At 63.4% G+C, this 17,952-nt stretch carries 16 protein-coding genes; all 16 read left to right on the plus strand.

All coding sequences use genetic code 11. From position 1 onward, the window contains the following. Positions 1-5: 5 nt before the first annotated feature. The 16 genes from murD (at position 6) to ACFT1A_RS17850 (ending at position 17,902) form a co-directional block, all read left to right on the plus strand. Positions 6-1,529 (plus strand): UDP-N-acetylmuramoyl-L-alanine--D-glutamate ligase, encoded by a 1,524-nt coding sequence (gene murD / locus ACFT1A_RS17775; protein ID WP_378448026.1) that lies wholly within the window; start codon positions 6-8, stop codon positions 1,527-1,529. After that, complete coding sequence (ftsW, locus tag ACFT1A_RS17780) at positions 1,526-3,004, plus strand: putative lipid II flippase FtsW (protein ID WP_378448027.1); 1,479 nt, start codon at positions 1,526-1,528, stop codon at positions 3,002-3,004. The genes murD and ftsW overlap by 4 nt, the downstream gene beginning before the upstream one ends. Next, on the plus strand, positions 3,001-4,170 hold the full coding sequence (gene murG / locus ACFT1A_RS17785; RefSeq protein WP_378448028.1) for an undecaprenyldiphospho-muramoylpentapeptide beta-N-acetylglucosaminyltransferase: 1,170 nt from the start codon (positions 3,001-3,003) through the stop codon (positions 4,168-4,170). Before ftsW ends, murG begins: the two co-directional genes overlap by 4 nt. After that, positions 4,167-5,675 carry a UDP-N-acetylmuramate--L-alanine ligase gene (gene murC / locus ACFT1A_RS17790; protein ID WP_378448029.1) on the plus strand — a complete coding sequence of 503 codons (1,509 nt, stop codon included), beginning with the start codon at positions 4,167-4,169 and terminating at the stop codon, positions 5,673-5,675. The genes murG and murC overlap by 4 nt, the downstream gene beginning before the upstream one ends. Next, entirely contained in the window at positions 5,672-6,478 is an 807-nt protein-coding gene (locus ACFT1A_RS17795; RefSeq protein ID WP_378448030.1) for a cell division protein FtsQ/DivIB, read from the plus strand. The genes murC and ACFT1A_RS17795 overlap by 4 nt, the downstream gene beginning before the upstream one ends. A 240-nt stretch (positions 6,479-6,718) precedes the next feature. Next, positions 6,719-7,906: a cell division protein FtsZ gene (gene ftsZ / locus ACFT1A_RS17800; protein WP_230813510.1), complete on the plus strand. Its 1,188-nt coding sequence runs from the start codon at positions 6,719-6,721 to the stop codon at positions 7,904-7,906. Between the two features lie 108 nt (positions 7,907-8,014). Continuing rightward, the gene (pgeF, locus tag ACFT1A_RS17805; protein ID WP_378448031.1) at positions 8,015-8,782 is read left to right on the plus strand and encodes a peptidoglycan editing factor PgeF; all 768 of its coding nucleotides are present in this window, start codon (positions 8,015-8,017) and stop codon (positions 8,780-8,782) included. 7 nt (positions 8,783-8,789) lie between these two features. Beyond that, positions 8,790-9,539 carry a YggS family pyridoxal phosphate-dependent enzyme gene (locus ACFT1A_RS17810; protein WP_378448032.1) on the plus strand — a complete coding sequence of 250 codons (750 nt, stop codon included), beginning with the start codon at positions 8,790-8,792 and terminating at the stop codon, positions 9,537-9,539. Positions 9,540-9,624: 85 nt separating this feature from the next. Next, positions 9,625-10,275 carry a cell division protein SepF gene (locus ACFT1A_RS17815; protein ID WP_003941752.1) on the plus strand — a complete coding sequence of 217 codons (651 nt, stop codon included), beginning with the start codon at positions 9,625-9,627 and terminating at the stop codon, positions 10,273-10,275. Positions 10,276-10,464: 189 nt separating this feature from the next. Beyond that, positions 10,465-10,743, plus strand: a complete 279-nt coding sequence (locus tag ACFT1A_RS17820; RefSeq protein WP_003941780.1) for a YggT family protein — start codon at positions 10,465-10,467, stop codon at positions 10,741-10,743. A gap of 126 nt (positions 10,744-10,869) precedes the next feature. Further along, positions 10,870-11,697, plus strand: a complete 828-nt coding sequence (locus tag ACFT1A_RS17825) for a DivIVA domain-containing protein (protein ID WP_003941722.1) — start codon at positions 10,870-10,872, stop codon at positions 11,695-11,697. 49 nt (positions 11,698-11,746) lie between these two features. Next, complete coding sequence (locus ACFT1A_RS17830; protein WP_378448033.1) at positions 11,747-12,055, plus strand: hypothetical protein; 309 nt, start codon at positions 11,747-11,749, stop codon at positions 12,053-12,055. 302 nt (positions 12,056-12,357) lie between these two features. Further along, entirely contained in the window at positions 12,358-15,471 is a 3,114-nt protein-coding gene (gene ileS, locus ACFT1A_RS17835; RefSeq protein WP_378448034.1) for an isoleucine--tRNA ligase, read from the plus strand. Positions 15,472-15,539: 68 nt separating this feature from the next. Beyond that, positions 15,540-15,878 carry a TfoX/Sxy family protein gene (locus tag ACFT1A_RS17840; protein WP_378448035.1) on the plus strand — a complete coding sequence of 113 codons (339 nt, stop codon included), beginning with the start codon at positions 15,540-15,542 and terminating at the stop codon, positions 15,876-15,878. A 36-nt stretch (positions 15,879-15,914) separates the two neighbouring features. Further along, positions 15,915-17,279, plus strand: a complete 1,365-nt coding sequence (locus ACFT1A_RS17845; RefSeq protein ID WP_378448036.1) for a DNA polymerase IV — start codon at positions 15,915-15,917, stop codon at positions 17,277-17,279. A 131-nt stretch (positions 17,280-17,410) separates the two neighbouring features. Next, positions 17,411-17,902, plus strand: coding sequence for a hypothetical protein (locus ACFT1A_RS17850; RefSeq protein WP_378448037.1), 492 nt, complete (start codon positions 17,411-17,413; stop codon positions 17,900-17,902). Positions 17,903-17,952: the final 50 nt, after the last annotated feature.

Raw genomic sequence — 17,952 nt, forward strand, 5'->3', positions numbered from 1 at the left:
AAACCATGACCAGCTCAGCGGATTCCGAGAACGATCTGTCCTGGCTCCGCGGTACGCGAGTGCTGGTCGCCGGTGGGCGGGTATCCGGTCAAGCCACCATCGAGCCTCTTGTCGCACTCGGCGCCGTCGTGACGGTTGCCGATTCGACTCTGGACTTCGCGGAGCGCTGCGCCGAACTCGGCGCGGACATGGTGACCACCACCTCGATCGAGGATGCCCCGGATTCGATCACCGACTACGGGCTCGTTGTCACCAGTCCTGGCTTTCGTCCGGATGCACCGATCCTGGCAGCCGCCGCCGGTCACGGGATTCCCATCTGGGGAGACGTCGAGTTCTCCTGGCGCGTCGACCACAGCGGGCACTTCGGCGCGCCGCGCAAGTGGCTCGTCGTGACGGGGACCAACGGAAAGACCACGACGACGTCGATGCTGGCCTCGATTCTCGACGCCGCCGGAGTTGTCGGCCGCGCCTGCGGGAACATCGGACTGCCGATTCTCGACGCGCTCGCCGAGACGTCGCCGCGTGTGGAGTACCTCGCTGTCGAACTGTCCTCGTTCCAACTGCACTGGGCGCCTTCGGTGCGTCCAGATGCCGGCGTGGTCCTCAACGTCGCCGAGGATCACCTCGACTGGCACGGCGGAATGAGTGCCTACGCCGAGGCCAAGTCGCGGGCATTGAGTGGAAAGGTCGCGGTGGTCGGCCTCGACGACGCAATCGCGTCCGAGCTGGGAACTCGCGCCACTGCAGACAAAGTCACCGGGTTCAGATTGGGTGAACCGGGCGAAGGAGAACTGGGTGTCGACGGGGGATACCTTGTCGACAATGCGTTCGGCGATCACGTCCGCTTGGCCGAAGCGGCGTCCATAGATCCGGCCGGCCCGGCCGGCGTCATGGACGCGCTGGCCGCTGCCGCCTTGGCGCGGGCACTCGGATTCGACGCTGGCGTCGTCGAGCGCGGACTGGCCGCACACAAGGTCGGCCCACACCGCGGGGCCCTGGTCGGCCGTGTCGGCTCCGTTGTGTACATCGACGATTCCAAGGCCACCAATCCGCACGCGGCCAGACCGTCGATACTCGCGCACGATCGTGTCGTCTGGGTTGCAGGCGGTCTACTCAAGGGAGCAAGCGTCGACCAGTTGGTGAGCGAAGTCGGCCCGAGACTCTCCGGCGCTGTCCTTCTCGGCCGTGACGCTGGTGTGATCGAGGACGCGCTCGCGCGACACGCGCCCGATGTTCCCGTGGTGCACGTGATGTCGGGGGACGATGCAGTGGTGAGCGAAAACAGCAGCAACTCGACTCTCACCATCCGGCTGCCGTCGGGTGCCGACGCGGATGCCGTCATGGCCGCAGTGGTAGTCGAAGCTGCCGAATTGGCATCCCCGGGTGACGCCGTCGTACTCGCGCCGGCCGCCGCGTCCTTGGACATGTTTGTCAGTTACGGGCATCGCGGTGACAGCTTCGCCGCCGCAGTAGCCGCGCTGCCCGATCCGTATACAGATTCGCCTGGCGAAGCCGGGAACCTGCGATGACCAAGGGTCCCAAGACCCGAATCGGTGCCTGGTTGGCGCGGCCGTTGGCGTCGTTCCACCTGGTGGTGACGATTGCCACGATGTTGACTGTCTTGGGGCTCGTGATGGTTCTGTCGGCGTCGAGCGTCGAGCAGTACGTGTCCGGCGGCTCGGCATATTCGTTGTTCACCCAGCAGTTGATCTTCGCGATTCTCGGGGCGGTGCTCTTCTACGTCGCGCTGCGGATTCCGGCGAGAGTGCTCCGGCAGTATTCGTTTCCGCTGTTCGTCGTCGTGCTGATCATGCTGGTACTCGTCCTGATTCCGGGAATCGGCACCGAAGCGCAGGGCGCGCGTCGCTGGTTCAACGTCGGCGGATTCTCGGTGCAGCCCTCGGAAATCATGAAGGTCGCGTTGGCGATCTGGGGCGCCCATCTGTTGGCCTCGAGGCGAGCGGACGACCGATCCGTGAAGTCGATCCTGATTCCGCTCGTACCCGCCGCGATGCTGGTCTTCGCGCTGGTCGTCGCGCAGCCGAACCTCAGTACGACCATCGCATTGGGAATCATCGTCGGGGCCTTGCTGTGGTTCGGTGGGCTGCCACTGAAGCTCTTCGGCTCGATCGCGGTGACGGGCGTTGTCGTGGCAGGCGTGCTGGCCATGACGGCCGGTTATCGTTCCGATCGAGTTCAGGCCTTCTTCAACAAGAGCGATGACCTGCAGGGCAACAATTACCAGGCCAAGCAGGCTCTGTATTCCCTCGCCGACGGCGGCTTTTTCGGACGCGGACTCGGGCAGAGCGTCGCCAAATGGAACTACCTACCCAACGCTCACAACGACTTCATCTTCGCGATCATCGGCGAAGAGCTGGGATTTGTCGGCTGTGCGGTCGTGATCGGGTTGTTCGCCGTATTCGTCTACACGGGATTGCGGATTGCAGCCCGCAGCATCGATCCGTTCTGGCGACTCCTCTCGGCCACCGCAACTACCTGGATCGTCGGCCAGGCAATGATCAACATCGGCTACGTCATCGGACTGCTGCCGGTGACCGGACTCCAGTTGCCCTTGGTCTCCGCCGGTGGTTCGTCCTTGGCGATCACACTGTTCATGTTCGGTGTCATCGCCAATGCTGCTCGCCACGAGCCCGAAGCGGTTGCCGCTCTGAATTCCGGGCAGGACGGCAAGATCTCGAAGTTGCTCAGACTCCCCAAGCCGGTGCTGTACCACCCACCGTCAGGGGGTCGGCCGATCCGTCGACCGAAGCCCACGCGGCAGATCGAACCGGCTCGCGGACGCGACGGCCGGCGTGCGATCGAGACGGGTGATCGACGCAAGCGGGCAGATCAAGGCGCTCGTACTTCCGCGGATTCCACCCGAGGTGCGGCCGCTGGGTCACGGAAGCGCACCGTGGGAGGGCAGAATGGTCAGCGTCGGCAGGCGCCGACACGTAGGGCACAAGATCCACGAGAAGTTCGAGAGCGAGGAATTCGTAGGTGAGCGGCAACAAATCGGCTCTGTCGGTAGTGGTGGCAGGGGGAGGCACGGCTGGTCACATCGAACCCGCTCTTGCGGTCGCGGACGCGGTCAAGGCCGCTGCGCCCGACACCAGGATCACGGCACTCGGAACTGCGCGTGGTCTCGAAACCACCTTGGTGCCTGCCCGCGGCTACACGCTCGAGCTCATTCCGCCGGTTCCGCTTCCTCGTAAGCCCACGATGGATCTCGTCAAACTTCCGACACGCATCCTCGCGTCGGTGCGCAAGACCCGCGAGGTACTCGATTCCGTCGACGCCGACGTGATCGTCGGCTTCGGTGGCTACGTCGCGCTTCCGGCGTACCTTGCCGCCCGTGGTGGTGTTCTTCGGCGCCGACGCAAGATTCCGATCGTCATCCACGAAGCAAACGCCAGTGCCGGAATCGCGAACAAGATCGGTGCTCGCCTGGCGACGCGCGTGCTTGCCGCCGTTCCGGGGTCGGGTGTGAAGAACCGCGGCGATCAGGACGCCGAGATCGTCGGCATTCCGGTCCGGGCGTCGATCGCCAATTTCGATCGAGCGGGACTTCGTTCGCAAGCGCGCGAGTACTTCGGACTGCCGCAGGACGGTCCCGTTCTACTTGTCTTCGGCGGATCGCAGGGCGCGAAGTCGCTCAACGACGCGGTCTCCGGCGCTGCCCAGGAACTCGCGAAAGCGGGGATCTCGGTGTTGCACGCACACGGACCCAAGAACTCCCTCGAAGTCACGCAGTACTCGGAGACGGCACCGTACGTGGCTGTTCCTTATCTTTCGCGGATGGATCTCGCGTATGCGGCAGCCGACGCGACGATCTGTCGTTCTGGTGCGATGACGGTCGCCGAGGTCTCGGCGGTCGGGCTTCCGGCCGTTTACGTTCCGCTGCCGCACGGCAACGGTGAGCAGGAGCTCAACGCGAAACCCGTTGTCGCAGCAGGCGGCGCGATCATCGTCTCCGACAACGACCTCACGCCGACGTTTGTCGCCGGTACCGTCGTCCCGATGCTGAGTGACAGCGCGCGCCTCGACAAGATGAGCAGTGGCGCTGCCAACGTCGGACACCGTACGGCGGCAACCGAGATCGCACGGATCGTGCTCGACATCGCGGCAAAGGAAAACGCCGTCCAGGAAAACGCAAGGGGAAACCGATGACCGCGCTGCCCGCCCACCTCGAGCGAGTACACATGGTCGGAATCGGCGGTGCCGGCATGTCCGGCATCGCGCGAATTCTGCTTTCCCGCGGAGGCCTCGTCTCGGGTTCGGACGCGAAGGAGAGCCGCGGAGTGCTGGCGCTTCGTGCACGCGGGGCGCAGGTACGGATCGGTCATGACGCCGATGCTCTCGACTTGCTGCCAGGCGGGCCGACCGTCGTCGTCACGACCCACGCAGCCATTCCGAAGGACAACCCGGAACTCGTCGAGGCCGCTCGCCGCGGAATCCCGGTGATTCTTCGGCCGGCCGTCCTTGCATCACTGATGCAGGGCAATCGCACGTTCCTGGTTTCGGGTACACACGGCAAGACATCGACGACCTCGATGCTCGTGGTCGCCCTGCAGCACTGTGGTTTCGACCCCTCGTTTGCCGTTGGTGGCGAACTCAACGAAGCGGGAACGAATGCCCATCACGGCAGCGGTGACGTCTTTGTCGCCGAGGCGGACGAGAGTGACGGGTCGCTGCTGCAGTACGACCCCAACGTGATCGTCGTGACCAACATCGAGGCCGATCACCTCGACTACTTCGGCAGCGTCGAAGCGTATGTGCAGGTGTTCGACGATTTTGTCGACAAGCTACGCCCGGGCGGGCTCCTGATTGTCTGCCTCGACGATCCGGGATCGGCGGATCTCGCGAAGCGAATCGTGGCCTCGGGTCGTTCGGATATCCGGGTGCTCGGTTACGGGTCCGCGGATGCGCAGGAAGTGGAGGCGGGCACTGCCTTCGAGCCTGTCGACGGTGTCGAGGTCGGAGTCCGACTACTGGGCTTCCACGCACATGACGTCGGGGGAGTCCTGCAGTTCCACCTGGCGGGGGAGAGCGCTGCGCGAACCGTGCGGATGGCAGTGCCGGGTCGGCACATGGCGCTCAACGCGCTGGCCGCCCTGCTGGCCGCCCGTGACGCCGGCGCCGAGACGGAGGAAATCGTCGAAGGGCTCGCCGGATTCGGTGGCGTCCACCGCCGGTTCCAGTTCACCGGGCGCGAGCGTGGTGTCCGAGTGTTCGACGACTACGCCCACCATCCGACCGAAGTTCGCGCGGTCCTCGGCGCGGCCGCGGATCTGGTTCGACCGGAAGATGATTCGTCGTCGACCAATTCGGCAGCCGGACGCGTAATCGTGGTATTCCAACCTCACCTCTATTCGCGCACAGCCGCGTTTGCCGAGGAGTTCGCGCAGGCACTGGACTTGGCCGACGAGGTCGTCGTTCTCGACGTCTACGGCGCTCGCGAAGAGCCGATGCCGGGCGTCAGCGGTGCGCTGGTCGCTCAATCGGTCACCAAACCTGTTCACTATCAACCTGATCTGTCCCAGGCGCCGAAGCAGGTCGCCGCGTTGGCTCACCCCGGCGACATCGTCATCACGATGGGTGCCGGTGATGTGACCATGCTCGGCAAACAGATCCTCGATGCTTTGCGTTCGGCGCCGCATCCCGCGCCGCGATGACACCCGACGCACGAAGTCGGCGCGGGCGTCGAGATCCTCAAGCCAGACGAGCCACCAGCACGCGTCGGCGCAGCACTCGCACCGAATCGCGATACTCGACGCGGTCGACGGAGCCGGCTCCCGAACCCACACCGACTCGTAAGTGGTTCAAGCGACCGCTGATCATGGCACCGCTGGCAATCGTGCTGGTGGTGGGAATTGCGCTGACGGCCTGGTTGTCTCCGGTGCTCTCGGTCCGGGGCACCGAAGTTCTCGGTGCTACGACCGTCAGTGAGGAACAGATCCTTTCACTGCTGGCCGTACCGACCGGTCAGCCGTTGATGCGGGTCGATACCGGCGCAGCCGCCGCACGTGTCGCGACGATTCCGAAGGTGGCCTCGGCCCGGGTGCAGCGGATGTATCCGTCGACCATCCGCGTCACGGTCACCGAGCGGGTACCGGTTGTCTTCGTCGACTCACCCGAGGGCGCACACCTGCTGGACGAGAAGGGCGTCGACTTCGAGATGGGCGTCCCACCGCCTGGGGTTCCGCGTCTGGTGACACCGACACCCGGGTGGAACGACGAGCCCACGCTCGCCGCTCTCGAGGTGTTGTCGGTGTTGCCGCCGGATCTGAGGTTTCAGGTGGGAGAGGTTGCCGCTCGGTCGATTTCGAGTGTCTCGCTGACCCTGCTCGACGGTCGCGTCGTAAACTGGGGCGGTGTCGAGCACTCGGATCGTAAGGCTGCCGTGACGCTTCCGCTGTTGACCCAGCCGGGGCAGACGTACGACGTGTCCAGTCCCGATCTTCCGACGGTGCGATAGCGCACGGTGCGCTCGTGCGTCAGTGCGTGGCAAATACTTCGGTGTGTCTCGGCGCGCCTAATGGCGGAACGCGACGACGGTGCATAGCGTTTCGTTTCAGATCGAATACTTGACATAACTCTAACCCTGTGGTTGAGGTTTAGGGTTTATCTCGAACAACAGCAGCAGCAAACACAGCAGCAGTAAAAAGACAGCAGCACTGACAAGCAGCGTGAAACACGACACGGAAGGCGAGAGCCGATGACGCCCCCGCACAACTACCTCGCCGTAATCAAGGTCGTCGGCATCGGCGGCGGCGGCGTGAACGCAGTCAACCGCATGATCGAACAAGGACTCAAGGGAGTCGAGTTCATCGCGGTCAACACGGACGCGCAAGCCCTTCTGATGAGTGACGCCGACGTCAAGCTCGACGTCGGTCGTGAATTGACCCGTGGCCTCGGCGCCGGTGCTGATCCTGAAGTGGGTCGCAAGGCAGCCGAAGATCACAAGGACGAGATCGAAGAGGTCATCAAGGGCGCCGACATGGTGTTCGTGACCGCAGGCGAGGGTGGTGGCACCGGAACCGGTGGTGCCCCTGTCGTGGCAAGCATCGCCCGGAAGCTGGGCGCACTCACCGTCGGTGTCGTGACACGGCCGTTCTCCTTCGAGGGCAAGCGTCGTGGGGGACAGGCGGATACCGGAATTCAGGCGCTCCGCGAGTCCTGCGACACGCTGATCGTCATTCCCAACGATCGCCTACTTCAGTTGGGTGATGCCGCAGTCAGCCTGATGGACGCGTTCCGCAGCGCCGACGAGGTACTCCTCAACGGCGTCCAGGGCATCACCGACCTCATCACCACCCCGGGTCTGATCAACGTCGACTTCGCGGACGTCAAGGGTGTCATGTCCGGCGCCGGCAGTGCGTTGATGGGCATCGGTTCCTCACGTGGTGAGGGGCGCGCGATCAAGGCGGCGGAATCCGCGATCAATTCGCCTCTCCTCGAAGCATCGATGGAAGGCGCCCGCGGCGTTCTGCTCTCGATCGCCGGTGGCAGCGATCTCGGCCTCTTCGAGATCAACGAGGCGGCGTCGCTGGTGCAGGAAGCTGCCCACATCGACGCCAACATCATCTTCGGAACGGTCATCGACGATTCGCTCGGTGACGAGGTTCGTGTGACGGTCATCGCTGCGGGATTCGACGGTGGAGCTCCGGCTCGTCGTCCCGTCGAGTCGACCGCGCAGGGACGTGGAGCGATCGGCGCGGGGCGCGCAGGCGAGGTCGGCCGGTCACCGGTTGCCGCCGAACCTGCTGGCGAGCAGCCGATTTCCGCAGCGCGCGAGACCATCGGTTCGGGCAGCTTGCCTCCGATCGGTGGCCCACGCCACGCGCCGGTCCAGGAAGACGAGGGCGACGACGACGTCGATGTGCCCGTCTTCATGCGTCGCTGACGTAGGGCTACAAACAGTTTCGAGAACAGGGTGCCCGGAATTTCTGGGTACCCTGTTCTTGACTGGATGTCCGGTCACGTCTGAGCCGGACGACAACTTTCGACGTTTGTGAGCACACTTATCTTGAGTACCGAGAAGTCGACCACCCGCACCCGCATTCGCCGCGTCGTGACCAGCCGAGCCGGTGGTGTTTCCGCGTCGCCGTACGAGTCGTTCAATCTCGGCGATCACGTCGGAGACGATCCGGCAGCCGTCGATGCGAATCGCCGTCGTCTGGCACGCGAAATAGGCGTCGAGCCTGACCATCTCGTGTGGATGGAACAAATCCATTCGCGCAACGTCACTGTCGTGACGGAACCGACCGACGAGGTCGTTCCGGTGACGGATGCTCTCGTCACCACCGTTCCCGGCCTGGCGCTCGCCACTCTCAGCGCAGACTGTGTTCCTGTACTTCTTTCCGACGAGGAGGCCGGTGTCATCGCGGCCGTTCATGCCGGACGGATCGGTGCCCGCATCGGTATCGTCCCGCGCGTCCTCGCGGAGATGGTGCGACAGGGCGCGGACGTCTCGCGTATCGGCGCCTTCCTCGGTCCGGCGGCGAGCGGACGCCAGTACGAGGTTCCCGCCGCGATGCGTGCCGACGTGGAAAAGCACTTGCCGGGCAGCGCAACTCGCACCGAGAAGGGCACACCGGGACTCGATCTGCGTGCGGGATTGCGTAAGCAGTTGCTCGCCGCGGGTGTGTCCGGTGTCGCCGAGGACCCGCGATGCACGATCGAGGACCGCGCGCTGTTCAGTCATCGCCGAGAATCACTGACCGGACGTCAAGCTGCAGTGATCTGGATGGAAGCGCCCGCAGCGCAGGAAACCGTCTAGGCACAAAATGCGACAGACGGAAATGCGGCTGACAGAAATATCGACGGCACTCGACTCGGTGAGGGCGCGACTGGCCGCCGCGTGCCTTGCTGCCGGTCGCGAAGTTTCCGACGTCGCACTGCTGCCAGTTACCAAGTTCTTTCCGGCGTCCGACGCCCGAATCCTGTACGAACTTGGCTGCCGTGAATTCGGTGAGTCTCGTGAGCAGGAAGCGGTGGAGAAGGTCGCGGATTTCGACGGCGCTGCTCGCAGCGGTGCGATCGACGATCCGGTTCGCTGGCACATGATCGGGCAGTTGCAGCGCAACAAAGCTCGGTCGGTAGCGAAGTGGGCCTACGCAATTCACTCGGTCGACAGTGCGCGGTTGGCTGATGCACTCGATCGGGCGGCGCTCGGCGCTTTGTCCGACGGCGAGCGCAAGGCGCCGCTGCGGGTGCTCATCCAGGTAAGTCTCGACGGAGACCCTGCGCGTGGCGGAGTTCCGACGGGGGAGTTAACCCCTCTTGCCGAGCAGATCGAATCAGCCGAAGGTCTCGAATTCGCGGGACTGATGGCCGTCCCGCCACTTGGATCAAATCCGGACGAGCAGTTCGAAATCCTCCGCAGGGCACATCTTTTGATTCTCGAATCGCATCCACGGGCAACCGAACTCTCCGCCGGTATGACCGGCGATCTGGAGGCTGCAGTGCGCCACGGTTCCACGTGCGTGCGTGTCGGAACCGCACTGCTCGGCTCACGACCAGTAATCTCGAGGTGATCGCTCAGGTGATCGCCCAACCCGTCCACACCGCTGCGACCGGTCGCAGTCGGATTGATTCCGCCGCGCCAAGGAAGGTCGATCAATGAGCAACCTGCATAAGTTCAAGGCTTACTTCGGCATGGTTCCCCTCGATGACTACGAGGACGAATACGTGGAGGAGCCCGATCAGGCTCGCCGCGCACCCCGTCGTAGTCACGACGGCTATGCCGAGCGCGACGACCGCGAGTTCGTCGAACCTGCCTTCTCGAAGGCGAGCTACGCGCCCAGTCGTCGTGACGAAGAGGACGCGGAGTTCGATCGTTACGATTCCCGGCCCCGCGTCGACACCGTTCCCAGTCGCAGTAGCCGCCCGGCGATGGCGCCGCGCCCGGCCAGCCGCGGCAACCTTGCGGTCGACGCGCGCGCCGAGCGACCCGAAGCGCGACGTGCGCCGGTTGTCGACGACGGCGGCCCGCTCGCCAAGATCACGACACTGCGTCCGCAGAGCTACGCAGAGGCCCGCACCATCGGTGAGCGTTTCCGCGACGGCACGCCCGTCATCATGGATCTGGTCGACATGAGCAACGCCGACGCGAAGCGTCTGGTCGATTTCGCGGCCGGCCTGGCGTTCGCATTGCGTGGTTCTTTCGACAAGGTAGCCACCAAAGTGTTTCTTCTCTCACCGGCTGACATCGACGTTTCCGCTGAGGAACGTCGTCGGATCGCCGAGACGGGTTTCTACAGCCAGAAATGATGGTCTCGACCGCAGTCCGGCCCCTGAGCAGGGGTGACGTGAGCACATTCGAACGGCGGCCCGTCTCGGCGGGCGCCGCATTCGGACCCATCGCCGGCCGTTACAAGACGGACTCGATGCGGACCGGTTCCGGAATTGCTGCGGTGTGTCTGTTTTGGACACAACGCAGAAGTCAGGCAGAGTGAGGGTGTGGACGCGCTTCTCTCTGTGATCTATCTGGTGCTGGTTGTCTTCTGGCTGTTGCTGATCGGCAGAGTGATCGTCGAGTTCGTTCGTTCGTTTGCCAGAGATTGGCGACCGACCGGATTGGTCGCAGTCATTCTCGAAACCATTTTTACGATCACCGATCCTCCGGTGAAACTGCTCCGCAGGTTGATCCCCCCGATCAACCTCGGTGGAGTTCGCTTGGATCTATCCATCATGGTCTTGCTTTTCATCGTCATCATCCTGATGTCGGTTGTTCGCTGAGCGCAGTCCGAGTGTGTGGTGTGCCAGAATGGAACCCATAACTCATACGGTGGTTCGCCACTACGTAGACTGTGTTGCAACTGAATGCTTGCTAGACCGCCAAATGACGCGTGAAGGGATCCTTCCATGCCGCAACTGACTCCAGCTGACGTGCACAACGTTGCGTTCAGCAAGCCGCCTATCGGCAAGCGTGGCTACAACGAGGACGAGGTCGACGCATTCCTCGACCTCGTCGAACAGGCGCTGTCGCAGCTCATCGAAGAGAATGCGGACCTGCGCCAGCGCGTAGGTGAGCTGGATCAGGAGCTCGCGGCTGCCAAGAAGTCGCCGGCACCTGCTCAGCAGGCAGCACCCGTCGCAGCGCAGCCCAAGCCGGAGCCCGCTCGGGTCGTCGAACCGCCCAAGCCTGCACCCGTTGCAGCTCCGGTTCCCGCCGCCGCTGCCGTTGCAGCGCCGCAGAGTGGCGACACCCACATGCAGGCCGCAAAGGTCCTCGGACTGGCTCAGGAGATGGCGGATCGCCTCACCAACGATGCCAAGACCGAGTCCGAGCAGCTGCTCGGCAGTGCTCGCACCAACTCCGAGCAGCTCATGAGCGAGGCTCGCAGCAAGGCCGACGGCATGATCGCGGATGCGCGCAACAAGTCGGAGGCAATGCTCACCGACGCTCAGACTCGCTCCGAGACCCAGCTTCGCCAGGCTCAGGAGAAGGCAGACGCTCTCAAGGCGGACGCCGAGAAGAAGCACACCGAAATCATGGCGACCATCAACCAGCAGCGTTCGGTCCTCGAGGGCCGTATCGAGCAGCTCAAGACGTTCGAACGTGAGTACCGGGTGCGCCTGAAGTCCTACCTGGAATCGCAGCTCGAAGAGCTCGAACAGCGTGGCTCGGCCGTTCCGGTCGACGGTGGACAGGATTCCTACAGTCCGTCCTTCGCCAAGGGAAACAGCTGACCGAGAGCGCCCCGTCGGCTCAGCTATCGGACCGGACAAAGGTTGATACGTGCTGGTCGTGACGTTGGTTCTCGCGGGAGTTGGCTTCGCGCTCCTGATCGTTGCCCTGACCACAGGGTCGCTGATCTGGGCGTGGGCATGTATCGCGATTTGTGTAGCAGGTGCCGTCCTCCTGCTGGTCAGTGCGCTGACCAGCAGGAAGGCGGTTCCTTCGTTGGATGACCCGGTATCGGGTAGCGGGATGTCGTCGCCTTACGGCCAAGCCGAGAGTTCCTCGGATTCCTCTACCGGTGATGCAGCCGCTGCCAACGATGACAATCCGGGCAATCACGGCGAAACGTCGGGCGGCAAGTCCTAGGCCCTACCGGTAAGTCCTAGGCAGTACCGACACGTCCCAGGGCAAGTATTAGACTGTCGATCACGAATACCTGGCTTTGATCCGGCAATCACCGGGGAGCTTTCGGAAGAACGGTTCTCTACGCTTTCACGCGTGCCGAGAACCCAGTAGAACCGAACGGGTGGGCCCGTCACAGCTCGATCGAGTGGCACCTCGAGATCCAAGCGCGGATCTGCGGGGTGCAAACGGGGTGGTACCGCGGTGTCGGCGCACAAGCGCCACGTCGTCCCCGTGCCGAGTCCGACTGGCACGAGGAGATCGCCATGGCGAGTAACGGGTATCCCAAAGTCGACTACGGTGTCCCCGCCGACACCGGAGTCAAGTTCCCCGATCTGGAACAGAAGGTCCTGAAACAGTGGGACGACGACGACACCTTCCGGGCATCGGTTTCCAATCGGGACGGTAGCGAAGAGTTCGTTTTCTACGACGGACCGCCATTCGCCAACGGTTTGCCGCATTACGGCCACCTGCTGACGGGGTACGTCAAGGATCTGGTGCCGCGCTTCCAGACCATGCGTGGACGCAAGGTCGAACGACGCTTCGGCTGGGATTGCCACGGCCTTCCCGCAGAACTCGAAGCGGAGAAGCAGCTCGGTATCAAGGACAAAGCCGAGATCGAAGTCATGGGTCTGGCCAAGTTCAACGAGTACTGCAAGGCCTCGGTGCTCAAGTACACCGACGAGTGGCGCGACTACGTCACCCGCCAGGCACGTTGGGTCGACTTCGACAACGACTACAAGACCCTGGACGTCGACTTCATGGAGTCCGTCATGTGGGCCTTCAAGGAGCTGCACGACAAGGGCCTGATCTATCAGGGCTTCCGCGTGCTGCCCTACAGCTGGTACGAGCAGACTCCGCTGTCCAACCAGGAGACTCGCCTCGACGACGCGTACAAGATGCGTCAGGATCCCGCCGTCACGGTCGACATGCCGCTGGTCGCTCCGGGTTCACCACTCGACGGCGCAAACGCGATCATCTGGACCACGACCCCGTGGACGCTGCCGTCCAACTTGGCCACTGCGGTGCACCCCGAGGTCGACTACGTCCAGGTGCTCGGCGAGGACGGAAAGCGGTACGTACTCGCCGAAGCGCGGTTGGGTCATTACGCACGCGAGCTGGGGGAGGACCCCGAGGTCGTTTCCCGCCACAAGGGCGCCGAGCTGGTCGGCCTGTCCTACACGCCGCCGTTCGACTTCTTCCTCGGGCACCCGAACGCGCACGTCGTGCTCTCGGCCGACTACGTGACAACCGACTCCGGAACCGGAATCGTCCACCTCGCACCGGCTTTCGGTGAAGAGGATATGGACGTGGCCACAGCCAACGGTATCGAGGTCGTGCAGCCACTCGATCCGGGTGGAAAGTTCACCTCGATGGTTCCGCCGTACGAGGGCCTGATGGTGTTCGACGCCAACCCGGTCATCATCAAGGACCTCAAGGCCGCCGGAAAGCTGCTGCGGCACGAGACGATCGAGCACTCCTACCCGCACAGTTGGCGCAGTGGGCAGCCGCTCATCTACATGGCGGTTCCCTCGTGGTTCGTCGCGGTCACCAAATTCCGCGATCGCATGGTCGAGCTGAACAAGGACATCACGTGGGTGCCCGAGCACATCCGTGACGGCCAGTTCGGCAAGTGGCTCGAAGGTGCACGCGACTGGAACATCAGCCGAAACCGCTACTGGGGCAGCCCGATCCCGGTGTGGGTGTCGGACGATCCGCAGTACCCGCGCACGGACGTGTACGGCTCGCTCGACCAGTTGGAAGCAGACTTCGGTGTGCGTCCGACCGATCTGCATCGCCCGATGATCGACGACCTGGTCCGTCCGAATCCGGACGACCCGACCGGGAAGTCGATGATGCGCCGCGTTCCCGAGGTGCTCGACTGCTGGTTCGAATCCGGTTCGATGCCGTATGCGCAGGTGCATTACCCATTCGAAAACCGTGAATGGTTCGAGGGTCATTTCCCGGGCGATTTCATCGTCGAGTACAACGGGCAGACTCGCGGCTGGTTCTACACGCTGCACGTACTGGCCACCGCACTCTTCGATCGTCCGGCGTTCAAAACCGTTGCCGCACACGGAATCGTGCTCGGTGACGACGGACTGAAGATGAGCAAGTCCAAGGGCAACTACCCGGACGTGAAGGAGGTGTTCAACCGCGACGGCAGCGATGCGATGCGATGGTTCCTGATGTCCTCGCCGATCCTGCGCGGTGGAAACCTCATCGTGACCGAGCAGGGCATCCGTGAAGGCGTACGTCAGGCTTTGCTCCCGTTGTGGAACGCCTGGAGCTTCCTGCAGTTGTACGCGCCGGAATCCGGTGTGTGGCGTACCGATTCGGAGAACATCCTCGATCAGTACATCCTGGCCAAGCTCGCCACCACCCGCGACGTGATCACCGAGGCGCTCGAGGTCAACGACATCGCCGGCGCGTGCGACGAGCTTCGGTTGTTCTGTGACGCGCTCACCAACTGGTATGTGCGACGGTCTCGTTCGCGGTTCTGGGACGAGGATCGCGACGCGATCGACACCCTGCACACCGTGCTCGAAGTCGTGACGCGACTCGCTGCGCCGCTGTTGCCGCTGGTGTCCGAGGTGATCTGGCGCGGACTGACCGGGGAACGCTCGGTTCACCTGGCTGATTGGCCGGAGGAGTCGGAGCTCCCTGCGAACCCCGAGTTGGTAGCGGCGATGGACGACGTACGGACCGTGTGCTCGACGGTGCTGAGCCTGCGCAAGGCGCAGAATCTGCGTGTTCGTCTTCCGTTGCCCGAGGTCACGGTTGCGGCGCCCGACGCCGAGCGCCTGCGTCCGTTCCTCGGACTGATCGCCGACGAGGTCAACGTCAAGAAGGTCGATCTGACCGATGACGTCGACGTGCACGGGCGCTTCGAAATCGCGGTGAATGCGCGTGCTGCCGGCCCGCGTCTGGGCAAGTCCGTTCAGACCGTCATCAAGGCGGTCAAGGCGGGCGACTGGACCGAGAACGCGGACGGCGTCGTGGTTGCGGCCGGCATCGAACTGCTGCCAGAGGAGTACACGCAGAAACTGGTTGCGGCCGAGCCGGATTCGACAGCTGCACTGCCGGACGGTGCGGGACTCGTCGTACTCGATTCCGTCGTGACGGAAGAACTCGAAGCCGAGGGTTGGGCGAAGGACCGTATCCGTCAACTGCAGGACGCACGCCGCGCCGCCGGTTTGGACGTCTCGGACCGGATCAAGGTCGTGCTCGAGGTTCCGCAGGACTGCAAGGAGTGGGCCGAGCGTCATCGGGAATTGATCGCCGGTGAGGTTCTGGCCACCTCGTTCTCGGTGGGCGAAGCGGGAGATGACGCCGTCGATCTCGGCGACGGTATCCGCGCTGCGATCACGAAGGTCTAGTACCGACGCAACTACTCCGGCTCCCCGATGAATATCTACATGTCGGGGTGCCGGAGTAGTTTGCTCTCATGGGTACGAGCAAGGAAACCGTGGCGCGCATTCTCGAGCAGTTGGAACCGCTCGACGTGCGGGCAAGGGCGATGTTCGGCGAGTACGGATTGTATTGCAACGAGAAGATCGTGGGCTTGATCTGCGCAGACGTACTGTTCGTCAAACCCACCGAGGTCAGCGCTGAGTTCGGATCAGAGAGCGATCTGGCTCCGCCGTATCCGGGGGCGAAGGATTACTACCGGGTCCCGGAGGAAAAGCTGCAGGACATCGATCATCTGCACGCATTCATCCAACGGACAGCCGACGTATTACCCCTGCCGAAGAAGAAGACGCCCAAGAAAAAGGCACGGACTTAAATTCGGCGCCCACTTCTGAGAGAACCGTAACTCCCGATGAATCAAGATGACCCCACACGAAGTCGCAGGTGGGTGCTGCATCTCGACATGGACGCGTTTTTCGCTTCCGCCGAGCAGTTGACCCGTCCCACGCTGCGAGGTCGCCCGGTGCTGGTCGGCGGCTTGGGCGGGCGCGGGGTGGTGGCCGGGGCAAGTTACGAAGCGAGAGTTTTCGGTGCGCGATCGGCAATGCCGATGCACCAGGCGCGCCGCATGGTCGGCGGCGGAGCGGTGGTATTGCCGCCACGGATGTCCCTGTATTCGGTTCTGAGCAAACGCACGTTCGACGCGTTGCGCCTTCGAATGCCGATCCTCGAGCAGTTGTCGGTGGACGAGGCCTTCGGTGAACCGGTGGAGTTGGCCGGTGTCGGGGCCGACGAGGTCCGCGCATTTTGCGAGGATTTGCGGGAGTTGATCAAAGCCGAGACCGGGTTGGTCGCCTCGATCGGCGCCGGCGCAGGCAAGCAGGTGGCCAAGATTGCGTCGGGACTGGCAAAACCCGACGGCGTCGCAGTGATTCCTCCCGGGATGCAGCACGAGTTGCTCGATCCGCTTCCGGTGCGAAAGCTGTGGGGGATCGGTCCCGTCGCCGAGGAAAAACTCAAGCGTCTCGGGATCGAAACCATCGGTGGGTTTGCCCGCACACCCATAGCGGAGGTGGCGTCGATACTCGGAACCACTGTCGGTCCGGGGTTGCATCGGCTTGCGCAGGGGATCGACGACCGGCCGGTCGCGGAGCGTGCCGAATCCAAGCAGATCAGCGCGGAATCCACGTTCGCCGCCGACATCGTCACGATGGCGCAACTGCGCGCGGCCGTCGAAAGTAGTGGTCGTGCAGCATTTTCCAGGCTGGAGAAGGACGGAAGAGCCGCCCGTACCGTGGTACTGAAGCTCAAGAAGTCCGACATGAGCATCCTGACTCGATCCGTGACGTTGCCGTTTGCCACCATCGATCGCCAAATCCTTGTCGCCACCGCGCAGAAACAGGTCATCGACCCGCAGGAGTTGGGGCCGATTCGCTTGGTCGGTGTGGGATTCGCCGGTTTGTCCACGGTTCGCCAAGGATCACTTTTTCCCGAGTTGGATCAGGACGTTCCCGGCTATCCGGTCGAAACTCTCACAGGCGCCCTCGATGAGGCCGAACTCGACGCTCCGGTGGCCGCACGAGTCCCTCAGCGCTACTGGCACCCCGGTTTGGACGTCAAGCATCCAGAATACGGACACGGTTGGGTGCAAGGCGCGGGGCACGGTGTGGTGACGATTCGCTTCGAAACCCGTTCCAGCGGAAGGGGAATCGCCAAGACCTTCGCCGAATCCGATGAGGTGCTCGAGGTGGCAGATGCGGTCGACAGCCTTCTCTGAGGATGTCCTTAGACTTTTTCCTCTTACCGTTGGGTAATGTTGTCGACGATCCTCGAGCAAGCACGTTGTTCGACTGACGCTCGAATGTGAACACCCGAATGGATAGGACTGAGAAGTTGAAGCTTCAGAAGATGACCGTTGCAGCCGTGGCGATCGCAGCAGCCCTCACGATGACCGCATGTAGCTCGGGTGAAAAGGAACCATCACCCACCACGTCATCGAAGACCACGACGGCCACCACTACGCCCTCCGGTGATCCCGCTCCCGAACTTCCGACATCTGCTGAGCTCAACGGCAAGGTCGCTCAGGCACTCGACGAGAGTGTTCCGGCCGCAGACAAGGTCAACCTCGTCCAGGGCGCCGAGCAGGATCCCGAGCTGATCAACCAGGTCGCCGCTGCCGCCAAGGCTGCCGGCGCACAGGTGGAGATCCTCGACCCGGTCACCGACACGGGCAGCGACACGGCAGCCGCTTCGCTGAACATCGTCGTCAACGGTCAGCCGCTGCAGCAGGGCCTGCAGGCTTCGTTCGTCTACGAAGACGGCGTCTGGAAGCTCTCGAAGACCACCGCTTGCCAGATCGTCGGCGTTGCAGGTCTGACCTCGCCGGCTTGCGCTGCTTGATCTCTCGGTAGCACCTGAAACACCAGAGCGGCCGTCGACTCCCGAAAGGG

Source organism: Rhodococcus sp. NPDC057135 (assembly GCF_042670865.1).
Lineage (GTDB): Bacteria > Actinomycetota > Actinomycetes > Mycobacteriales > Mycobacteriaceae > Rhodococcus_F.

Coding starts and splice junctions, on each gene's coding strand:
- ACFT1A_RS17825 (WP_003941722.1), top strand. CDS start 10,870: ATGCCGCAACTGACTCCAGCTGACGTGCACAACGTTGCGTTCAGCAAG.
- ACFT1A_RS17810 (WP_378448032.1), top strand. CDS start 8,790: ATGCGACAGACGGAAATGCGGCTGACAGAAATATCGACGGCACTCGAC.
- ftsW (WP_378448027.1), top strand. CDS start 1,526: ATGACCAAGGGTCCCAAGACCCGAATCGGTGCCTGGTTGGCGCGGCCG.
- murC (WP_378448029.1), top strand. CDS start 4,167: ATGACCGCGCTGCCCGCCCACCTCGAGCGAGTACACATGGTCGGAATC.
- ACFT1A_RS17850 (WP_378448037.1), top strand. CDS start 17,411: ATGACCGTTGCAGCCGTGGCGATCGCAGCAGCCCTCACGATGACCGCA.
- ACFT1A_RS17795 (WP_378448030.1), top strand. CDS start 5,672: ATGACACCCGACGCACGAAGTCGGCGCGGGCGTCGAGATCCTCAAGCC.
- ACFT1A_RS17815 (WP_003941752.1), top strand. CDS start 9,625: ATGAGCAACCTGCATAAGTTCAAGGCTTACTTCGGCATGGTTCCCCTC.
- ACFT1A_RS17845 (WP_378448036.1), top strand. CDS start 15,915: ATGAATCAAGATGACCCCACACGAAGTCGCAGGTGGGTGCTGCATCTC.
- ftsZ (WP_230813510.1), top strand. CDS start 6,719: ATGACGCCCCCGCACAACTACCTCGCCGTAATCAAGGTCGTCGGCATC.
- ACFT1A_RS17840 (WP_378448035.1), top strand. CDS start 15,540: ATGGGTACGAGCAAGGAAACCGTGGCGCGCATTCTCGAGCAGTTGGAA.
- ileS (WP_378448034.1), top strand. CDS start 12,358: ATGGCGAGTAACGGGTATCCCAAAGTCGACTACGGTGTCCCCGCCGAC.
- murD (WP_378448026.1), top strand. CDS start 6: ATGACCAGCTCAGCGGATTCCGAGAACGATCTGTCCTGGCTCCGCGGT.